Raw genomic sequence first — 16,995 nt, 5'->3', positions numbered from 1 at the left:
GACGCACCGCGTGCGCAACAGCCGGCACCTGACGATGGAGCACCTGCTCGCCCGGATCCAGGAGGGCGAGATCGACACCGTCGTGGTCGCCTTCACCGACATGCAGGGACGGCTCCAGGGCAAGCGGCTGCACGCGCGCTACTTCGCCGACGTCGTCGTCCCGCACGGCACCGAGGGCTGCAACTACCTGCTCGCCGTCGACGTCGACATGAACACCGTCGGCGGCTACGCCATCTCCTCGTGGGAGCAGGGGTACGGCGACATGGAGTTCGTCATCGACGACCGCACCATCCGGGTGCTGACCCACCTGCCCGCCACTGCGATGGTGCAGTGCGACCTGGTCTGGCCCCCCGACGAGTCAGGCAGGCACGCGCCCGTGGTGCAGTCGCCGCGGGCGATCCTCCAGAAGCAGCTCGACCGCTGCGCCGAGCAGGGCTGGGTCGCACTGGCGGGCACCGAGCTGGAGTTCATCGCGTTCGACACGACCTACGAGGCGGCCCACGACTCGGCGTACCGCGAGCTGACGCCGGTCAACCAGTACAACGTCGACTACTCCATCCTCGGCACCAGCCGCGTCGAGCCGCTGCTGCGGGCGATCCGCAACACCATGTACGACGCGGGTCTGGACGTCGAGGGCGCCAAGGGCGAGTGCAACTTCGGGCAGCACGAGATCGGGTTCCTCTACGCCGACGCGCTGACCACCGCCGACAACCACGTCGTCTACAAGACCGTCGCGAAGGAGATCGCCGCCCAGCAGGGCAGGTCGATCACGTTCATGGCGAAGTACAACGAGCGCGAGGGCAGCTCCTGCCACATCCACCTCTCCCTGCGCGGTGAGGACGGCGACCTGGTCTTCTGGAAGGACGGCGCGCGGACGCCGCTCTACGACCACTTCATCGCTGGGGTGCTCGCGACGATCGCGGACTTCACGCTGCTCTTCGCGCCCAACGTCAACTCCTACAAGCGCTTCGCGGACGGCTCGTTCGCTCCCACGACGATCGCGTGGGGCCTGGACAACCGGACCTGCGCCGTACGCCTCGTCGGGCACGGCGCCGGCGCGCGGATGGAGAACCGAGTGCCCGGCGCCGACGCGAACCCCTACCTCGCGCTGGCCGCGATGCTCGCCGGCGGGCTCTACGGCATCGAGCACAAGCTGGCGCTGGAGGACGAGCTGGTCGGCAACGCCTACTCGTCGGGCCGACCGAAGGTCCCGGCGACGCTGGCCGCCGCCCGGGAGGCCTTCGCCGGCTCCGAGATCGCCCGGGGCACCCTGGGCGACGACGTCGTCGACCACTACGCCAACATGGCCGACGTCGAGCTGGCGGCGTTCAACGCCGCCGTCACCGACTGGGAGCTGTTCCGCGGATTCGAGAGGCTGTAAGTGAGCGACCTGCACACCGTCATCAACCCGGCGACCGCGAAGCCGGTGATCGACGTGCCGCTGGCCTCGCTGGCCGACGCGGACTACGCGATCGAGCGCGCGCACGCGGCGTTCCCCGCCTGGAAGGCGCTCGCGCCCGGTGAGCGGGCTGCGCTGCTGCGCCGCTTCGCCGCGGTCGTCGACGCGCACATCGACGAGCTCGCCGAGCTCGAGGTGCGCAACGCCGGCCACACCTGGGGCAACGCGCGCTGGGAGGCCGGCAACGTCCGCGACTGCCTCAACTACTACGCGGGCGCGCCCGAGCGCCTCTTCGGGCGCCAGATCCCGGTCGCGGGCGGCGTGGACGTCACCTTCCATGAGCCGCTCGGCGTGGTCGGCATCATCGTGCCCTGGAACTTCCCGATGCCTATCGCCGGCTGGGGGTTCGCGCCCGCGCTGGCGGCCGGCAACACGGTCGTGCTCAAGCCGGCGGAGCTGACACCGCTCACCGCGATCCGCCTCGGCGAGCTCGCGCTCGAGGCCGGGCTGCCCGCGGACGTGCTGACGGTCGTCCCCGGCAAGGGCTCGGTGGTCGGGGCTCGCTTCGTGACGCACGAGCTGGTGCGCAAGGTCTGCTTCACCGGGTCCACCGAGGTCGGCAAGGGCATCATGCGCGGCTGCGCCGACCAGGTGAAGCGGGTGACGCTGGAGCTCGGCGGCAAGAGCGCCAACATCGTCTTCGCCGACGCCGACATCGCGGCCGCGGCGGCCAGCGCGCCGTACGCCGTCTTCGACAACGCGGGCCAGGACTGCTGCGCCCGCTCGCGGATCCTGGTCGAGCGGTCGGCGTACGACGAGTTCCTCTCGCACCTCGAGCCGGCCGTCCTCGGGATGCGGGTGCTCGACCCGAGTGACGAGTCCTCGGAGATGGGCCCGTTGATCTCCTCGCAGCAGCAGGCCACGGTGCGTGGCTACCTCGACGAGGTGGACGTCGCGTTCGCCGGCACGACGCCCGGCGGCGACGGGTTCTGGGTGCCGCCGTCGGTGGTCACCGTCGAGGACCCGGCGGCCCGGATCTGGCGCGAGGAGGTCTTCGGACCGGTCGTCGCCGTGATGCCGTTCGACGACGAGGCCGACGCGGTCGCCAAGGCCAACGACACCGAGTACGGCCTCTCCGGCTCGATCTACACCAACGACCTGGGTCGTGGCCTGCGGGTTGCCCGCGCCGTCGACGCCGGCAACCTCAGCGTCAACTCCCACTCCTCAGTGCGCTACTGGACGCCGTTCGGCGGCTACAAGCAGTCCGGCCTCGGCCGGGAGCTCGGTCCGGACGCCCCCATGGCGTTCACCGAGGAGAAGAACGTCTTCATCGCCCACTGATCCACCTCCGGTGGTCGAGCTTGTCGAGACCCCGTACGACGAAAGGCAGCATCAACTCATGGCAGGACGCATCCAGGACCGGGTCGCGGTCGTCACGGGCGGTTGCTCGGGCATCGGCCTGGCGACGGTCCAGCGCTTCGTCGCCGAGGGCGCGAAGGTCGTCATCGGCGACCTCAACGACGAGCGCGGCGCGGAGATCGTGGCCGAGCTCGGCGGACCGGAGGTCGCGACGTACGTCCACGTCGACGTCACCGACAAGGACCAGGTCGACGCGCTGTTCAAGACGGCGAAGGACACCTACGGGTCGGTCGACATCGCGTTCAACAACGCCGGCATCAGTCCGCCGGAGGACGACTCGATCCTGGACACCGACCTCGACGCCTGGCGCAAGGTCCAGGAGGTCAACCTGACCAGCGTCTACCTGTGCTGCAAGGCGGCGATCCCCTACATGCTCGAGCAGGGCCGGGGCTCGATCATCAACACGGCGTCGTTCGTGGCCGTCATGGGTGCGGCGACGTCGCAGATCTCGTACTCCGCGTCCAAGGGAGGCGTGCTGTCGATGAGCCGCGAGCTCGGCGTCCAGTTCGCCCGTCAGGGGGTGCGGGTCAACGCGCTGTGCCCCGGCCCGGTCAACACCCCGCTGCTGCAGGAGCTCTTCGCCAAGGACGAGGAGCGGGCCGCCCGCCGCCTGGTGCACGTCCCGATGGGTCGCTTCGGCGAGCCGGAGGAGATGGCGTCCGCGGTGCTGTTCCTCGCCTCCGACGACTCCTCGTTCATGACCGCCAACACCTTCCTCGTCGACGGCGGCATCTCCGGGGCCTACGTCACTCCTCTATGAGCGCTCCCGTCATCGGGCTGAGCACCTACCGCGAGGACGCCGCGTGGGGGGTGTGGCGCCAGCACGCCGACCTGCTGCCGACCCAGTACGCCGCCGCCGTCGAGGCGACCGGCGGCGTACCGGTGCTGCTGCCGCCGCTGGCCCAGACCGGCGCGGCCGACGCCGTGGTCGCCCGGCTCGACGGGCTGGTGATCAGCGGCGGTGCCGACGTCGACCCAGGCCGCTACGCCGACGCTGCGCACCCCCGGACCGCCGCCTGGCGTCCGGACCGGGACGCGTGGGAGGTGGCGCTGCTCGACGCCGCCGAGGCCGTCGGGCTGCCGGTGCTCGGCGTCTGCCGGGGCATGCAGGTGATGGCCGTGCGCGCCGGAGGCGTCCTCGACCAGCACGTGCCCGACCTGGTCGGGCACGAGGACCACTCCCCCGGCGGCGACGCGTTCGGCGAGGTCGAGGTCGTCACGGAGCCGGGCACCCGGGTCGCCGGGCTGGTCGGCGAACGGCTGCGCGTGAACTGCCACCACCACCAGTCCGTGCGCACCCATCCGGGGTACGACGCGGTCGCGCACGCGGCCGACGGCACCCTGGAGGCGATGGAGTCGGCCGGTGACCGGTTCAGCGTGGGCGTGCAGTGGCACCCGGAGACCGCGGCCGACGTCGGCCTCCTGGCCGGGCTGGTGCGTGCGGCCGCGACGTACGCTGCGGAGCGATGACCCTCGTCAGTGCGCACCGGTGCCTCACCCCGGTTGACATCGAGGCCGCGATCGCGCTCGGCGCCGACTACGTCGAGATCGACGTGCAGCGCTGCGCCGACGGCTCGCTGGTCCTCCACCACGACCCCGTCGAGGTCACACCACCGGGCACGCTCGGGTACGCCGAGGCGCTGGACCTGCTTGCCGGCCGCACCCGGCTGCACCTCGACCTCAAGGTCCAGGGCGGCGAGGTGCCGATCGTGGCGCAGGCCGTCGATCGTCTCGGCACCGACGCGCTGCTCGTCACGACGCTCGACGACGACGGTGTACGCGCCGTCCGGGACTGGGCCGACGCCGAGGGCCACGACCTGCTCGTCGGGCTCTCGCTCGGCCGGGGACTGCGGGACATCCCGGTGCTGCACGCGATCCGGGTGCGGCTCACCGAGCTGTTCCCCGCCGTCCGCTACCGCCGGTCCGGGGCCAACCTCGCGGTCGCGCACCACTGGCTCGCGCGCCTGCACGTGCGCAGGTTCGCGCGCCGCCACGGGTTCCCGCTCCTGGTGTGGACCGTCGACACCGAGGACTCGCTGCGCTACTGGCTGCGACCCGGCCGGGCCTGGCTGGTGACGACCAACGAGCCGGAGGTCGCCCTGCGTCTGCGGGCTGACAGAATTCAGCCATGACGACCGGTGTCTTCGACGACCTCGTCCCCGACGTCCTGGGCGAGCCCTACCTGGCCGAGACCATCTCGCTCCCGCCCGACGAGGAGGGACCCGTCGTCGCGACCCTCGTCGTACGCCGGGCGGCGCAGCCGACCACCAAGGCTGTGCTCTACGTCCACGGGTTCTGCGACTACTTCTTCCAGACGGCGTACGCCGAGTGGTGGAACGAGCGTGGCTACGACTTCTACGCGGTCGACCTGCGCAAGTACGGCCGGTCGCTGCGGCCGCACCAGACGCCCAACTACGTGACCGACCTGCGCGACCACTTCGCCGACATCGACGCGTCGTTCCACCGGGTCGTCGAGCGCGACGGGCACGACCACGTCGTCATCAGTGCGCACTCGACCGGCGGCCTGATCGCGTCGCTGTGGGCCAACGAGCGGCAGCCCGCGATCGCCGCGATGGTCCTGAACTCGCCGTGGCTCGACATGCAGGGCGGGCGCCTCATCCAGGGCGTCGGGACGTCGGTCGTCAAGCAGATCGGAGCCCGCCAGCCGGCCCGGCTCATCCCGCGCACCGTCGGGGGCCACTACGGCCGCAGCCTGCACGTCGAGCACGACGGCGAGTGGCTCTTCAACACCGACTGGAAGCCGCTCGACTCCTTCCCGGTCTCCTTCGGCTGGCTGCGCGCGATCCGGCTCGGTCACGAGGAGCTGCACCGCGGACTCGACGTCGGCTGCCCGGTGCTCGTCCTCTCCTCCGCCGGCACCCGGTGGCCCAAGGAGATGGGCCCCGACGCCCACGGCTTCGACATCGTCCTGGAGGTCCCCCAGATCCGGCAGTGGGCCACCGCCATCGGCAGCCACGTCACGTACGTCGCCATCGAGGGCGCCCGCCACGACGTCGTGCTGTCGCTGCCGGAGCCTCGCGCGAAGGCGTACGCCGAGCTCGACCGGTGGCTGTCGACGTACGTCGAGTGAGCGGTTCGCCTGCGCCCGAGGGCCGCGCCGGGTGAGGATCTGCGTCATGTCTCGGACCCTCGTGCGCGCGTGCGCCGCCAGCGCCCTGGTGGTGCTGCTCGCTCCCCTCTCCCCGGCGTCGGCCGAGAAGTGGGCTGCGCGGGACGCGCGCGGCGATGTCGAGGGCTACACCTACGTCGGGGCGGCGAGCGAGGACGAGTGCCCGACGGTCACCGACTTCGACGCACCCGATGACGCGAACGACGACATCGTCCGCCTGTCCGCACGGCACACGAGGACGTCGATCATCGTGAGCACCGTCTTCCGCGACCTCGACCCCGCGTCGGAGCAGATGCTGTCCGTGCACCTGAAGACCGCCGACCGGGGGTGGTTCGTCGACGTCAACCGCTCCGAAGTCCGACCGGGGAGGTTCAGGACCTTCGTCTTCATGTCACGGGAGCCGAAGCTCCCCGACCTCGACCAAGAAGACCTCGACCCTCCCGCATGCGGAACGTTCGGCTTCATCACGACGGACGTGGGCTGCAAGGGTCGACACTTCTCGGTCGACTTCGATCGCAACGTCATCCAGGTGGAGCTGCCGCGGTCGTGCCTGCACGACCCGCGATGGGTCCGGGTCGGTGCCGGCGCCAACGGGTTCGAGAACCTCGAGCCGCCGGCCGACCAGCCGGACCTGATCACCTTCAACGGCTACAGCGACTCGTGGGGTCCCGAAGCCGGCACCGGCACCGGATGGCTGCCGCCGTTCGGTCCGCGCATCCACCTCCGTCCCGGCGTCGTCAGCTGAACGGCTGACCGTCGAAGGTCTCGCGGGTGACGAACTCCTCGACGGTGTTGCGCCGCAGCCTGGTCAGCTCCTTGACCGGCTTGCCGATCGGGAGCACCGCCGCGACGGCGTACTCGTCCGGGATGCCGAGCAGGCCGCGCACGGCCGGCTCCTCGGCCACGGCCATCGTGGTGATGGTCCCGCCGAAGCCCTCGTTGCGGGCGGCGAGCAGGATGTTCCAGACCATCGGGTAGACGGACGCACCGCTGATCACGCCGACCCGGTCGAGGTCCTGGTCGGTGGACGCCACGACGCCGAGGTCGACGCAGACGACCAGGACGGCGCCGGCGGTGAGGACGGGCTTCGTGAACTGCTCCGGGACGTCGGTCGCCGCGATCTCGTCCGGCGTGGGGACCGGCGGCTCCAGGCTGTTCCACGGGCTCTGGCCGGCCTTGATCTGTGCGACGTAGCGGCGCACCGCGGGCCTGTTCAGCTCGGCCAGTCGCTCCCGCGTCTGCTCGTCGCGGACGACGATGATCCGCACCCCCTGCCGGTTGCCGCCGCTCGGCGCGAACCGGGCGTGGTCGAGGATCCGGTGCAGGATCTCGTCGGGCAGCGGGTCGTCGGTGAACTCCCGGACGGCCGGGGTCGTGCGCATCACGTCGTACAGGTCCATGGGTCGAGCCTGTCACGCGCGCGGTCACCCGGCGACCGCTAGCGTGCAGCCCATGAACCCAGTGATCGGACTCGCCCTCGGACGGATCGCGGTCGGCTCCGCGGCGCTCGCCAACCCGCACGCGGCCGCGAAGATCTTCCAGCTCGACCCGGTCTCCAACCCGCAGGTGCCGTACGTGACACGACTCTTCGGCTCCCGGGAGATCGCGCTCGGTGTGGCGACGCTGGTGACGCGCGGCAGGGCGCAGAAGGGCCTCATCGGGCTCGGCATCCTCGTCGACGCCGCCGACGCGGGCACCGGCTACCTCGCGATGCAGGACGGCTCGGTCTCTCGCAAGACCGGGATGACGCTGATCGCCCCGGCCGTCGGCGCGGTCGGCTCCGGGCTGATCGGCCTCCTCAGGCGCTCACCCCGCGCCTGATCGCAGCCGGCGACCCGGGCGTCGGGAACCACCACCACACCACCGCCGACTGCCCCAGGGTCCACGTCGAGTTGCACACCCAGTAGACGAGCAGCGCCACCGGGACGGCGCCGGCGAAGACCAGCAGGCTGACCGCCGAGATCGCCGGCATCAGCTGGTGCACGCGGGCCACGGCCGTCGGCGCGTCCGCCAGCACCGTGTTGGGCGCGACCAGGTAGCGCTGCGTGACGTACGACAGACCGGCCGCGAGCCCGGCCAGGCCGGCGACCACCGCGAGGTGCGTCAGGCCGCCACCCAGGTAGCCGCGCCCGGCGAGCGGGATGCCGAGGACGGTCGCGGCGCCGAGGGACGCGACCAGCCCGGAGTGCATCGCCCCCACCGGTACGCCGCCGGCGACGGTGCCGACCAGGTGGTAGAGCGCCACCCAGACCGGCAGCTGGGCCAGCATCGGCAGGCAGCCCCACGGCGAGAGCCGGTGCTCGGCGGCGATGCGGCGACGCTCGTCCGCGAGCTGCTGGAGGCTGGCGCGGTCCGTGCGGCCTCGGTACCGCTCGGTCAGGGCCTGCAGCTGGGGTCGGGCGCGCGCCGCGGCGTGCGCCTGGCGTACGCCGTGGACCGTGACGGGCAGCAGGGCCACCCGCACGACGACGACCACGGCTGCGACGCAGAGCACCCAGGTGGCGCCCCCGGACGGGTCGGCACCGAGGGCGGTGAGTCCGGCGTGGGTGGTGGCGATGACGGCGGCGAGGGCATGGGACAGCGGATCGAGGACGGACATGGCAGAGCTCCTGGAGGTCGGGAAGTGGGACGGGGCCTGGCTCGCGGGGTGCGCGAGAGTCAGGCCAGTCCAGGAGCACGTGGACGGAGCGGGTGGTGGACCGGGTCGGTGACCCGGCCGGCGAGCACGGGCGCAGGTCCGGTGGCAGCGACGGCAGCCACGGGGCGCAGCTGCCCGACGGCGTACACCTGCCGCGTCGAGAGCACCAGCAGGGTCGCCAGCGCGGCGGCCACCAGCGCCACGCCGACGCCGGGCGACGCCGGGAGGGTGGTGCCCAGCACCGCTCCGGCCACGGCCGCGAGCAGCACGAGGAGTCGTGTCGTCACGTCCCGCGCCCAGGTCACGCCGCGATGCTACTCGCGACGAGGTCAGCTGAGGAGGAAGACGCCCAGGGCGACGGTGCCGACGACGACGATGGCGATCCGGAGCCCGACCGGGGGCAGCCGGCGGCCGACGGTCGCACCGATCTGGCCGCCGATGACCGACCCGATGCCGATGATGAGCACGACCCACCAGTCGACGTCGGCCACGATGGCGAAGATCAGGCCGGCGACGGCGTTCACGACGGCGGCCAGGATGTTCTTGATCCCGTTGAGCCGCTGCAGCGACTCGTCGACGCCCGTGCCGAGCACCGCCATCAGCAGCACGCCCTGGGCGGCGCCGAAGTAGCCGCCGTAGACGCCGGTGGTGAGCACGCCCGGCCAGACCCACCAGGTGCCGTGGTAGGGCATCCCGCCCGTCGCCTCGTGCCGGCGCGCGACCCAGGCGGAGATCCGGGGCTGGCAGACCACCAGCACCAGCCCGAGCACGATCAGCACCGGCACGATCGCCGTGAACGCGTCCGCAGGAAGCACCAGCAGCAGGACCGCCCCCGCCGTACCGCCGAGGAGGGAGGCGACGCTCAGCCGCAGCACCCGGGAGCGCTGCCCGGCCAGCTCGCGGCGGTAGCCGATCGCGCCCGACACCGAGCCGGGCACGAGGCCGATGGTGTTGGAGACGTTGGCGGTGACCGGAGGGATGCCGAACGCGAGCAGGGTCGGGAAGGTGATCAGAGTGCCGGAGCCCACGACCGTGTTGATGGTTCCGGCCGCGATCCCGGCGAGCAGGATCGCGACGATCTCGAAGACGCTCACGAAGCAGGCGGCTCCTCCGGCGGCGCCGGGGGCACCTCACCGGGGTCGACAGCGGGGTCGGTCTCCGTGGGAGCGGCGGCGGCGCGCGGGTTGGCCGCCTGGGCCGCCTCCGCGATCGCCGCCTCCACCGCGGCGTTGGCCTTCCTGAGCTCGCTGTCGTGGAGTGCGCCGCTGCCGCCGACCTCGGCGCGCTCGGTGCTGCCCAGGTCGACCCGCGTCTTGGAGCCGGACGAGTGCTGCGGGATGCCGGCGAGGTCGGTCATCGTCGACCCCAGCCCCTCGAGCGCCTTGCCGATCTCGCTCGGGACGATCCAGAGCTTGTTGGCGCCGCCCTCGGCGATCTTCGGCATCATCTGCAGGTACTGGTAGGCCAGCAGCGACTGGTCGGGGTTGCCGTCGTGGATCGCCTGGAAGACGGTCTGGATGGCCTGGCCCTCACCCTGGGCCCGCAGGATCGACGACTCGCGGTCGGCCTGGGCGCGCAGGATCTGCGACTCCCGGTCGCCTTCCGCGTTCAGGATCGCGGACTGCTTGTTGCCCTCCGCGGTCAGGATCGCGGACTGGCGCTGACCCTCGGCGGTGAGGATCGACGCCCGCTTGTCGCGGTCGGCGCGCATCTGCTTCTCCATCGCGTCCTTGATGGAGGGCGGCGGGTCGATCCCCTTGATCTCGACGCGGTTGACGCGGATGCCCCACTTGCCCGTCGCCTCGTCGAGCACGCCGCGCAGCCCGGTGTTGATCTCCTCGCGGCTGGTCAGCGTCTGCTCGAGGTCCATGCCACCGACGATGTTGCGCAGCGTGGTCATCGTGAGCTGCTCGACGGCCTGGATGTAGTTGGCGATCTCGTACGTCGCGGCGATCGGGTCGGTCACCTGGAACCAGATGACGGTGTCGATCGACACCACCAGGTTGTCCTCGGTGATGACGGGCTGGGGCGGGAAGCTGACGACCTGCTCACGCAGGTCGATCACGTAGCGCACCTTGTCGATGAAGGGCACCACGATGTTGAGGCCGGCGGGCAGCGTCTTGAGGTACTTGCCGAACCGCTCGACGACGCCCGCGCGGGCCTGCGGGATGATTCGGACGGTCTTGGCCAGCAGCACCACCACGAACAACAGCAGCAGCGCCAGCAGGATCAGGATGGCGAGTGGCAAGACGGACTCCTTGGCTTGTCGCGGACTAGCTGTCGAGCTCGGGGATCGGATGGACGTACGCCGTCGCACCGCGGATCTCGAAGACCTCCACGGTCTCGCCGACCTCGATGGTGACGTTCTCGTCGTACGGCGCGGCGCTCCACGTCTCTCCGGCCAGCCTCATCTGGCCGACGACGAGCCCGGTCATCCGCTGCGTGACGGTGCCGCGCTGGCCGACCAGCTTCTTGGTGCCGAGGACGAGGTCGGGGCCCTGGTGCAGCCGGGCGACCAGCGACGGACGCACCAGCGCGAGCATCGCGATCGCGGTGGCGCCGGCGACGAGGATCTGCACGCCGACGCCGGCACCGAGCGCCGCGGAGACGGCTCCCGCGCCCGCGCCGACGGCGAGCATCATGAGGACCAGGTCGAGGCTCATCAGCTCGGCGATGCCGAGGAACGCCGCGATCCCGAGCCAGACCGCCCACGCGTGTCCGCTCAGCCAGTCCATGCTTCGACCCTACCTGTGCCGGGTTCGTCGCCGAGCGTTCCAGCGACCGTCCTCGTGGTTGAGCACGAGGGGCATCCCGAACGTCGACGAGAGGTTGGCCGCGGTCACGACCTCCTCGATCGGGCCGGCCGACACGATCTCTCCACGACGCAGCAGCAGTGCGTGCGTGAAGCCGGGCGGGATCTCCTCCACGTGGTGGGAGACCAGCACCGTCGCGGGCGAGTCCGGGTCGGCCGCCAGGACCGACAGGGTCGAGACCAGGTCCTCGCGCCCGCCGAGGTCGAGACCGGCCGCGGGCTCGTCGAGCAGCAGCAGCTCCGGGTCGGCCATCAGGGCGCGCGCGATCTGGACCCGCTTGCGCTCCCCCTCACTGAGGGTGCCGAAGGTGCGGTCGACGAGGTGGATGACACCCACCTCGGTGAGCAGGTCGGTCGCACGCCGGTGGTCGAGGTCGTCGTACGCCTCGCGCCAGCGCCCCACCACGCCGTACGACGCCGAGACGACGACGTCGTGGACGCGCTCGGCGCGCGGGATCCGCTCGGCGATCGCGGCGCTGGTGATGCCGATCCGGGGCCGCAGCTCGAAGACGTCGACGGATCCGAGCACCTCGTCGAGGATGCCGGCGCGGCCCTCGGTCGGGTGCACCTGAGCGCCTGCGACCTGCAGCAGCGTGGTCTTGCCGGCGCCGTTGGGGCCGAGGATCACCCACCGCTCGTCGTCGTGGACCTGCCACGAGACGCGGTTGAGCAAGGTCGCCTGTCCCCGCCGGATCGTCACGTCGGTGAAGTCCAGGACGGCGGTCATGGCGCACACCTTAGCGAGTGCTCGGTGAGCGGCTTTCAGGCGTATCCTCACCCGCCGTGACCACTCAGCTCCCTGCCTCCGCGCGCCTCGCCTGGTGGGGTACGGCGTGGCTGCGCGGCCATGTCGTCACCGACCTGGTGGTCGACGCCGTGCTGGGCGACGACGCGACCCATGCCGTCGCCGGCCTGCCGGGAGCGGCGGGCACGGAGACCCTGGTCGCGGCCCTGGGCCGGCTCCGAGCAGAGGGCGCGACCTCGCTCGGTGCGGCGTTCCCCGCCGAGGGGGACCCGGTCGGCCTGGGCGGTCCCGGTGCGTTCAACGCGGACGCCCTCGAGGCCGGGGAGGCCGTCGTGGTCGCGGGCGCCGAGCTGGGGCTCGTGCCGTGGCGCACGGGTGCGGCGATCACCTGGACCGCGCACCCCGCAGCGCGCCGGCAGCTGCCGGACGTCGGTGAGGCCGACCGCGCGCTGCGCGCCGCCCTCGTCGATTCCGCGAACGACCTGGCCCGGCTCGACGTCGCCCGCTGGCGTCCCGAGGTCGCCGACGAGCTCCTCAACCTGCGGCACCGCTCGCCGGTCGTCGCGCCCGAGGGCACGCCGTCGCGCTGCGTCGAGCTCGCCGCCCGGGCGCTCCAGGCGCTCGGCATCGCCGAGCTCGCACTGGAGGACGACGGGGGCGCCGTGAGCGCCTCCGAGATCGCGGCCCGCGAGGCGGCGCTGCGTCCGCTGGCCCGGGCCGGGCGTCGGGCGCTGGTCGCCGCCTGCTCCCCCGAGGTCTGGCCCGACTAGCTCTCCCGACCAGTTAGGACGAGGCCCAGACGCCCAGCACGTTGCCGGCCGGGTCGGTGAAGTGGAAGCGGCGTCCGCCGGGGAACTCGTACGGCCCCTCGACGACCGCTCCCCCGGCCTCCCGGACCGCGGCGAGGGTGACGTCGAGGTCGTCGGAGTACAGGAGCACCAGCGGACCGCCACCGGACGCCTCCGTCGTGCCGTTCAGCCCGCCGACCTCGCCGTCGCCGTCGGCGGCCCGGATGCCGGCGTAGTCCGGCCCGTAGTCGTTGAAGCCCCAGCCGAACGCCTGCTCGTAGAAGGCACGGCTCTCGGCGAGCGAGCCGCCGACGTTGAGCTCCACGTAGTCGATCGCGTGATGGATGTTGGTCATGCCCCGAATGTAGGACGGGTCACCGACACCGGGCCGAGCAGCGATAGCGTTGCCGACTGATGACTGACGCGCGCCCAGGCGAGAAGCCGGAGACCCTGCTCATCACGCTGTCGGGCAAGGACCGACCGGGCGTGACCTCCTCGATGTTCACCGCCCTCTCCGGAGCCGGGGTCGAGGTGCTCGACCTCGAGCAGATCGTGCTCCGCGGCCGGCTGATCCTGGGCATCCTGGTCACCGCCCCGCGCAATGCCAAGAAGGTCCGGGCCGCGATCGACGAGACCGCCGAGGCCCTGGGCATGAGCGTCGACATCGACCGCGGGGTCGGCGACAACAAGTCCCGCGCCGAGGGCCGCTCCCACGTGACGATCATCGGCTCGCCCCTCCGCGCGTCTGCGATGGCAGCGGTCGCCGGCCGGATCGCCGACGCCGGAGCCAACATCGACCGGATCGAGCGGATGGCGCGCTATCCGGTCACCGCGATCGACCTGCACGTCTCGGGCGCCGACACGGACGCGCTGCGCACCGTGCTCGCCGGCGAGGCCGCGACCCACGGCATCGACATCGCCGTCCAACGCGCCAACCTGCTGCGTCGCGGGACCCGCCTGATCGTGATGGACGTCGACTCGACCCTGATCCAGGGCGAGGTGATCGAGATGCTCGCCGCGCACGCCGGCTACGAGGCGGAGGTCGCCGCCGTCACCGCCGCGGCCATGGGCGGCGAGCTGGACTTCGAGGAGTCGCTGCGCTCCCGCGTGGCACTCCTCGCCGGGGTGCCCGCCAGCGCGCTCGACGAGGTGTATGCCGCCATCGTGCTGGCGCCCGGCGCCCGCACCCTCGTGCGCACCCTGCGTCGGCTGGGCTACCGCTTCGCGCTGGTGTCGGGCGGCTTCAGCCAGCTCGTCGACCGGCTGGCCGTCGACCTCGGCATCCACTTCTCCCGCGCCAACGAGCTCGAGATCGTCGACGGGGTGCTGACCGGCCGGATCGTCGGGCCCGTCGTCGACCGGGCCGGCAAGGCGGCCGCGCTGCGCGAGTTCGCCGCCGAGATCGGCGTCTCCGAGGAGGCGACGATCGCCATCGGCGACGGTGCCAACGACCTCGACATGCTCAACGCGGCCGGCCTGGGCATCGCCTACAACGCCAAGCCGATGGTCCGCGACGCCGCCGACACCTCGGTCAACGTGCCCTACCTCGACACGATCATGTACCTGCTCGGCATCTCGCGGGAGGAGATCGTCGCCGCCGACGCCGAGGCCGGGTTCGTGACGCCGGCGCCGCCGGTCTGACGCCGTTTGGTCACCAACCGCAGATCCGGGGCACTCCCGCTCCGTCGTTTGGTCACCAACCGCAGGTCGGGAGCGCTCCCGCACGTCGTTTGGTCACCAACCGCGGATCTGGCGGCCGGGGGTCAGGCCCGGCCGACGCGGAACGCCTCGAGCCGGGCGGTGCCCTCGCCGAGGTCCGCCCAGGCGCCGTCGTAGGAGAACACCGCGACGGCGCTCGTCGGGAAGTCGCCGACCATCGACGCGGAGACCTCCGGGTCGCCGCTGCCGTCGTCCAGCACCTGGGCGAGCACCGCCATCGTCGGGTTGTGCCCGATCACCACGAGCCGCTCGACCTCGGTATCGACCAGGCGGATGAGGTCGAGGGCGGTCTCGGGGCCGGCGGCGTACAGCCCGCGGTCCAGCTCCGGCGACAGCGACCAGCCGGCGCCGGCGGCGACCGAGGCCCAGGTCTCCTGGGTCCGCAGTGCCGCCGAGACGAGCGCGTGGTCGGGCGTGATGCCCTGCTCGGCCAGCCAAGCGCCGGCCGCGGCGCCGTCGTGGCGGCCGCGCTCGGCCAGGGGCCGTTCGAAGTCGCTCGGGCCGGCCTGCTCCGCCTTCGCGTGCCGCATCACCACCAGCTGGCGGGACACGTCAGGCACCCATCGCGTGCAGACCGCCGTCCACGTGGATGATCTCGCCGGTGGTGGCGGGGAAGAAGTCGGACAGCAGCGCGCACACGGCCCGCGCCGTCGGCGCGTGGTCGGTGTTGTCCCAGCCGAGCGGCGCCCGGTCGCTCCACATCGACTCGAGGTCCTCGAAGCCCGGGATCGCCTTCGCCGCCAGCGTCTTCAGCGGCCCGGCCGAGACCAGGTTGGAGCGGATGCCGTGCGGCCCGAGGTCGCGAGCCAGGTAGCGGGACGTGGACTCGAGCGCCGCCTTGGCCACGCCCATCCAGTCGTACGCCGGCCACGCCACGGTCGCGTCGAAGGTCAGCCCGACGATCGAGCCGCCCGGGCCCATCAGCGGGCGGGTCGCCTCGGCGAGCGACTTGAGGGAGTACGCCGAGACCTGCACCGCCTGCGCCACGTCGGGCCACGGACCGGTCAGGAACCGGCCGCCGAGCAGGGTCTCCGGGTTGCCGTAGGCGATCGAGTGCACGACGCCGTCGAGGCCGTCGACGTGCTCGCGCACCTGCGCCTCGAGCCCGGCGAGGTGGTCCTCGTCGGTCACGTCGAGCTCGAGCACCGGCGGCTCGACCGGCAGCCGCTTCGCGATCCGGCGGGTGATGCCGAGCGCCCGGCCGAAGTTGGAGATGAGCACGGTCGCGCCCTGCTCCTGCGCCACCTTCGCGGTCGCGAAGCCGATGGAGCTGTCCATCGTCACGCCTGCGACCAGGATGCGCTTGCCGTCGAGAATGCCTGCCATCGGTCAGTGCCCCATTCCGAGTCCACCGTCGACCGGGATCACTGCCCCGGTGACGTACGCCGCGCCGGGGCCGGTCAGCCACAGCACTGTCTCCGCGATCTCGTCGACCGCGCCGTACCGCCCCAGCGGCACCTGCGCGAGGATCGCGGCCTTCTGCTCATCGGTGAGCACCCCGGTCATGTCGGTCTCGATGAAGCCGGGCGCCACCACGTTCGCCGTGATCGACCGCGAGCCGAGCTCCCGGGCGATCGAGCGCGCCATGCCGACCAGCCCCGACTTCGACGCCGCGTAGTTGACCTGCCCGGCCGACCCGGTCAGGCCGACGACCGAGGAGATGAAGACGATCCGGCCACGGCGCAGCCGCAGCATCCCCTTCGAGGCCCGCTTGGCCAGCCGGAAGGAACCGGTCAGGTTGGTGTCGAGCACCGACGACCAGTCGTCGTCGGACATCCGCAGCAGCAGCGTGTCGGCGGTGATGCCGGCGTTGGCGACCAGCACCTCGACCGGACCGTGCGCCTCCTCGATCTGTGCGAAGGCCGCGTCGACCTGCGCCGCGTCGGTGATGTCGCACCGGACGTCGAGCGCGCCGTCGGGCGCGCCGCCGCTGCGCGTCGTGACGGCGACCCGGTCGCCGTTCGCGACGAAGGCCTCCGCGATCGCGCGGCCGATGCCGCGGTTGCCGCCGGTGACCAGGACCGACCTGGGCTCGTCTGCTTCGCTCACGTCACGGACGCTATCGACTACCCCGGAGTAGCCCTAAACACGTTCGCCAGGACCTAGTCGTCCTCGAGCCGGAAGCCGACCTTGAGACCGACCTGGAAGTGCTCCACCTGGCCGTCCTTGACCTGGCCGCGGACCTGGGTCATCTCGAACCAGTCCAGGTGACGCAGGGTCTTCCCGGCCCGCTCGACGGCATTGCGGATGGCGGCGTCGATGCCGTCCGGCGAGGTGCCGACGATCTCGGTGACGCGGTAGGTGCGGTTCGTCATGATGACCTCCGATGCTGGCCCAGGGGTACG

22 protein-coding genes are annotated in these 16,995 nt (G+C 71.9%); 10 read left to right on the top strand and 12 right to left on the bottom strand.

Features of this window, described 5'->3' with window-relative positions; genetic code table 11:
* Positions 1 to 10: 10 nt before the first annotated feature.
* From ASC77_RS00685 to ASC77_RS00655, 7 genes are read left to right on the top strand one after another with little or no spacing between them, the layout of a single operon-like run.
* Positions 11 to 1,381 carry a glutamine synthetase family protein gene (locus tag ASC77_RS00685; protein WP_321163682.1) on the top strand — a complete coding sequence of 457 codons (1,371 nt, stop codon included), beginning with the start codon at positions 11 to 13 and terminating at the stop codon, positions 1,379 to 1,381.
* Positions 1,382 to 2,740 (top strand): aldehyde dehydrogenase family protein, encoded by a 1,359-nt coding sequence (locus ASC77_RS00680; protein WP_082574367.1) that lies wholly within the window; start codon positions 1,382 to 1,384, stop codon positions 2,738 to 2,740. It abuts the gene before it with no gap.
* Positions 2,741 to 2,798: 58 nt separating this feature from the next.
* Positions 2,799 to 3,578 (top strand): 3-oxoacyl-ACP reductase, encoded by a 780-nt coding sequence (locus ASC77_RS00675; RefSeq protein WP_056147544.1) that lies wholly within the window; start codon positions 2,799 to 2,801, stop codon positions 3,576 to 3,578.
* Positions 3,575 to 4,288, top strand: a complete 714-nt coding sequence (locus ASC77_RS00670) for a gamma-glutamyl-gamma-aminobutyrate hydrolase family protein (RefSeq protein WP_056147542.1) — start codon at positions 3,575 to 3,577, stop codon at positions 4,286 to 4,288. Before ASC77_RS00675 ends, ASC77_RS00670 begins: the two co-directional genes overlap by 4 nt.
* Positions 4,285 to 4,950, top strand: coding sequence for a glycerophosphodiester phosphodiesterase (locus ASC77_RS27070; RefSeq protein ID WP_056147538.1), 666 nt, complete (start codon positions 4,285 to 4,287; stop codon positions 4,948 to 4,950). Before ASC77_RS00670 ends, ASC77_RS27070 begins: the two co-directional genes overlap by 4 nt.
* Positions 4,947 to 5,909: an alpha/beta hydrolase gene (locus ASC77_RS00660; protein WP_056147535.1), complete on the top strand. Its 963-nt coding sequence runs from the start codon at positions 4,947 to 4,949 to the stop codon at positions 5,907 to 5,909. Before ASC77_RS27070 ends, ASC77_RS00660 begins: the two co-directional genes overlap by 4 nt.
* 46 nt (positions 5,910 to 5,955) lie before the next feature.
* Positions 5,956 to 6,693 (top strand): hypothetical protein, encoded by a 738-nt coding sequence (locus tag ASC77_RS00655; RefSeq protein ID WP_056147532.1) that lies wholly within the window; start codon positions 5,956 to 5,958, stop codon positions 6,691 to 6,693.
* Here ASC77_RS00655 and ASC77_RS00650 read toward each other — a convergent pair.
* Positions 6,686 to 7,348, bottom strand: a complete 663-nt coding sequence (locus tag ASC77_RS00650) for a nitroreductase family protein (protein ID WP_056147530.1) — start codon at positions 7,346 to 7,348, stop codon at positions 6,686 to 6,688. The genes ASC77_RS00655 and ASC77_RS00650 overlap by 8 nt on opposite strands.
* 52 nt (positions 7,349 to 7,400) lie before the next feature.
* Here ASC77_RS00650 and ASC77_RS00645 point away from each other — a divergent pair, with 52 nt between their 5' ends.
* Positions 7,401 to 7,769: a DUF4267 domain-containing protein gene (locus ASC77_RS00645; RefSeq protein WP_162249778.1), complete on the top strand. Its 369-nt coding sequence runs from the start codon at positions 7,401 to 7,403 to the stop codon at positions 7,767 to 7,769.
* Here the strand turns inward: ASC77_RS00645 and yidC are convergent.
* The 6 genes from yidC to ASC77_RS00615 are packed head-to-tail and all read right to left on the bottom strand — an operon-like array spanning position 7,747 to position 12,125.
* Positions 7,747 to 8,547, bottom strand: a complete 801-nt coding sequence (gene yidC / locus ASC77_RS00640) for a membrane protein insertase YidC (RefSeq protein ID WP_056147526.1) — start codon at positions 8,545 to 8,547, stop codon at positions 7,747 to 7,749. The two genes, ASC77_RS00645 and yidC, sit on opposite strands and share 23 nt — an antisense overlap.
* A gap of 59 nt (positions 8,548 to 8,606) precedes the next feature.
* The gene (locus tag ASC77_RS00635; protein ID WP_156390857.1) at positions 8,607 to 8,891 is read right to left on the bottom strand and encodes a hypothetical protein; all 285 of its coding nucleotides are present in this window, start codon (positions 8,889 to 8,891) and stop codon (positions 8,607 to 8,609) included.
* A gap of 24 nt (positions 8,892 to 8,915) precedes the next feature.
* Positions 8,916 to 9,680, bottom strand: coding sequence for a sulfite exporter TauE/SafE family protein (locus tag ASC77_RS00630; protein ID WP_056147520.1), 765 nt, complete (start codon positions 9,678 to 9,680; stop codon positions 8,916 to 8,918).
* Positions 9,677 to 10,834 carry an SPFH domain-containing protein gene (locus ASC77_RS00625; protein ID WP_056147519.1) on the bottom strand — a complete coding sequence of 386 codons (1,158 nt, stop codon included), beginning with the start codon at positions 10,832 to 10,834 and terminating at the stop codon, positions 9,677 to 9,679. The genes ASC77_RS00630 and ASC77_RS00625 overlap by 4 nt, the downstream gene beginning before the upstream one ends.
* A gap of 25 nt (positions 10,835 to 10,859) precedes the next feature.
* Complete coding sequence (locus ASC77_RS00620; protein ID WP_056147516.1) at positions 10,860 to 11,321, bottom strand: NfeD family protein; 462 nt, start codon at positions 11,319 to 11,321, stop codon at positions 10,860 to 10,862.
* 9 nt (positions 11,322 to 11,330) lie between these two features.
* Entirely contained in the window at positions 11,331 to 12,125 is a 795-nt protein-coding gene (locus tag ASC77_RS00615) for an ABC transporter ATP-binding protein (protein ID WP_056147513.1), read from the bottom strand.
* Between the two features lie 56 nt (positions 12,126 to 12,181).
* Between ASC77_RS00615 and ASC77_RS00610 the strand changes: the two genes are divergently transcribed.
* Entirely contained in the window at positions 12,182 to 12,913 is a 732-nt protein-coding gene (locus ASC77_RS00610; protein WP_056147510.1) for a hypothetical protein, read from the top strand.
* 13 nt (positions 12,914 to 12,926) lie between these two features.
* Here the strand turns inward: ASC77_RS00610 and ASC77_RS00605 are convergent, their stop codons facing one another.
* Positions 12,927 to 13,286, bottom strand: a complete 360-nt coding sequence (locus ASC77_RS00605) for a VOC family protein (protein ID WP_056147506.1) — start codon at positions 13,284 to 13,286, stop codon at positions 12,927 to 12,929.
* 59 nt (positions 13,287 to 13,345) lie between these two features.
* Here ASC77_RS00605 and serB point away from each other — a divergent pair, with 59 nt between their 5' ends.
* Positions 13,346 to 14,572, top strand: a complete 1,227-nt coding sequence (gene serB / locus ASC77_RS00600) for a phosphoserine phosphatase SerB (RefSeq protein WP_056147503.1) — start codon at positions 13,346 to 13,348, stop codon at positions 14,570 to 14,572.
* A 122-nt stretch (positions 14,573 to 14,694) separates the two neighbouring features.
* On the opposite strand, the gene ASC77_RS00595 is transcribed toward serB, so the two are convergent.
* From ASC77_RS00595 to ASC77_RS00580, 4 genes are read right to left on the bottom strand one after another with little or no spacing between them, the layout of a single operon-like run.
* Positions 14,695 to 15,201 (bottom strand): SixA phosphatase family protein, encoded by a 507-nt coding sequence (locus tag ASC77_RS00595; protein ID WP_235547367.1) that lies wholly within the window; start codon positions 15,199 to 15,201, stop codon positions 14,695 to 14,697.
* A 1-nt stretch (position 15,202) separates the two neighbouring features.
* Complete coding sequence (gene fabI, locus ASC77_RS00590; RefSeq protein WP_056147500.1) at positions 15,203 to 15,976, bottom strand: enoyl-ACP reductase FabI; 774 nt, start codon at positions 15,974 to 15,976, stop codon at positions 15,203 to 15,205.
* Positions 15,977 to 15,979: 3 nt separating this feature from the next.
* A complete protein-coding gene (gene fabG, locus ASC77_RS00585) occupies positions 15,980 to 16,699 on the bottom strand; it encodes a 3-oxoacyl-ACP reductase FabG (RefSeq protein WP_056147497.1) in 720 nt (239 codons plus the stop codon).
* A 53-nt stretch (positions 16,700 to 16,752) separates the two neighbouring features.
* Positions 16,753 to 16,965, bottom strand: a complete 213-nt coding sequence (locus ASC77_RS00580) for a dodecin (RefSeq protein WP_056147495.1) — start codon at positions 16,963 to 16,965, stop codon at positions 16,753 to 16,755.
* Positions 16,966 to 16,995: the final 30 nt, after the last annotated feature.

Source organism: Nocardioides sp. Root1257, from assembly GCF_001425175.1.
Taxonomy (GTDB): Bacteria; Actinomycetota; Actinomycetes; order Propionibacteriales; family Nocardioidaceae; genus Nocardioides.
The sequence above is the reverse complement of the archived record's forward strand: the minus strand, read 5'-3'. Positions and strand labels throughout refer to the sequence as shown.

What these genes read in the sequence shown, in the direction of transcription:
- ASC77_RS00675 (WP_056147544.1), top strand. Translation starts at nt 2,799, where the DNA reads ATGGCAGGACGCATCCAGGACCGGGTCGCGGTCGTCACGGGCGGTTGC.
- ASC77_RS00670 (WP_056147542.1), top strand. Translation starts at nt 3,575, where the DNA reads ATGAGCGCTCCCGTCATCGGGCTGAGCACCTACCGCGAGGACGCCGCG.
- ASC77_RS27070 (WP_056147538.1), top strand. Translation starts at nt 4,285, where the DNA reads ATGACCCTCGTCAGTGCGCACCGGTGCCTCACCCCGGTTGACATCGAG.
- ASC77_RS00660 (WP_056147535.1), top strand. Translation starts at nt 4,947, where the DNA reads ATGACGACCGGTGTCTTCGACGACCTCGTCCCCGACGTCCTGGGCGAG.
- ASC77_RS00655 (WP_056147532.1), top strand. Translation starts at nt 5,956, where the DNA reads ATGTCTCGGACCCTCGTGCGCGCGTGCGCCGCCAGCGCCCTGGTGGTG.
- ASC77_RS00650 (WP_056147530.1), bottom strand. Translation starts at nt 7,348, where the DNA reads ATGGACCTGTACGACGTGATGCGCACGACCCCGGCCGTCCGGGAGTTC.
- ASC77_RS00645 (WP_162249778.1), top strand. Translation starts at nt 7,401, where the DNA reads ATGAACCCAGTGATCGGACTCGCCCTCGGACGGATCGCGGTCGGCTCC.
- yidC (WP_056147526.1), bottom strand. Translation starts at nt 8,547, where the DNA reads ATGTCCGTCCTCGATCCGCTGTCCCATGCCCTCGCCGCCGTCATCGCC.
- ASC77_RS00620 (WP_056147516.1), bottom strand. Translation starts at nt 11,321, where the DNA reads ATGGACTGGCTGAGCGGACACGCGTGGGCGGTCTGGCTCGGGATCGCG.
- ASC77_RS00615 (WP_056147513.1), bottom strand. Translation starts at nt 12,125, where the DNA reads ATGACCGCCGTCCTGGACTTCACCGACGTGACGATCCGGCGGGGACAG.
- ASC77_RS00605 (WP_056147506.1), bottom strand. Translation starts at nt 13,286, where the DNA reads ATGACCAACATCCATCACGCGATCGACTACGTGGAGCTCAACGTCGGC.
- serB (WP_056147503.1), top strand. Translation starts at nt 13,346, where the DNA reads ATGACTGACGCGCGCCCAGGCGAGAAGCCGGAGACCCTGCTCATCACG.
- fabI (WP_056147500.1), bottom strand. Translation starts at nt 15,976, where the DNA reads ATGGCAGGCATTCTCGACGGCAAGCGCATCCTGGTCGCAGGCGTGACG.
- ASC77_RS00580 (WP_056147495.1), bottom strand. Translation starts at nt 16,965, where the DNA reads ATGACGAACCGCACCTACCGCGTCACCGAGATCGTCGGCACCTCGCCG.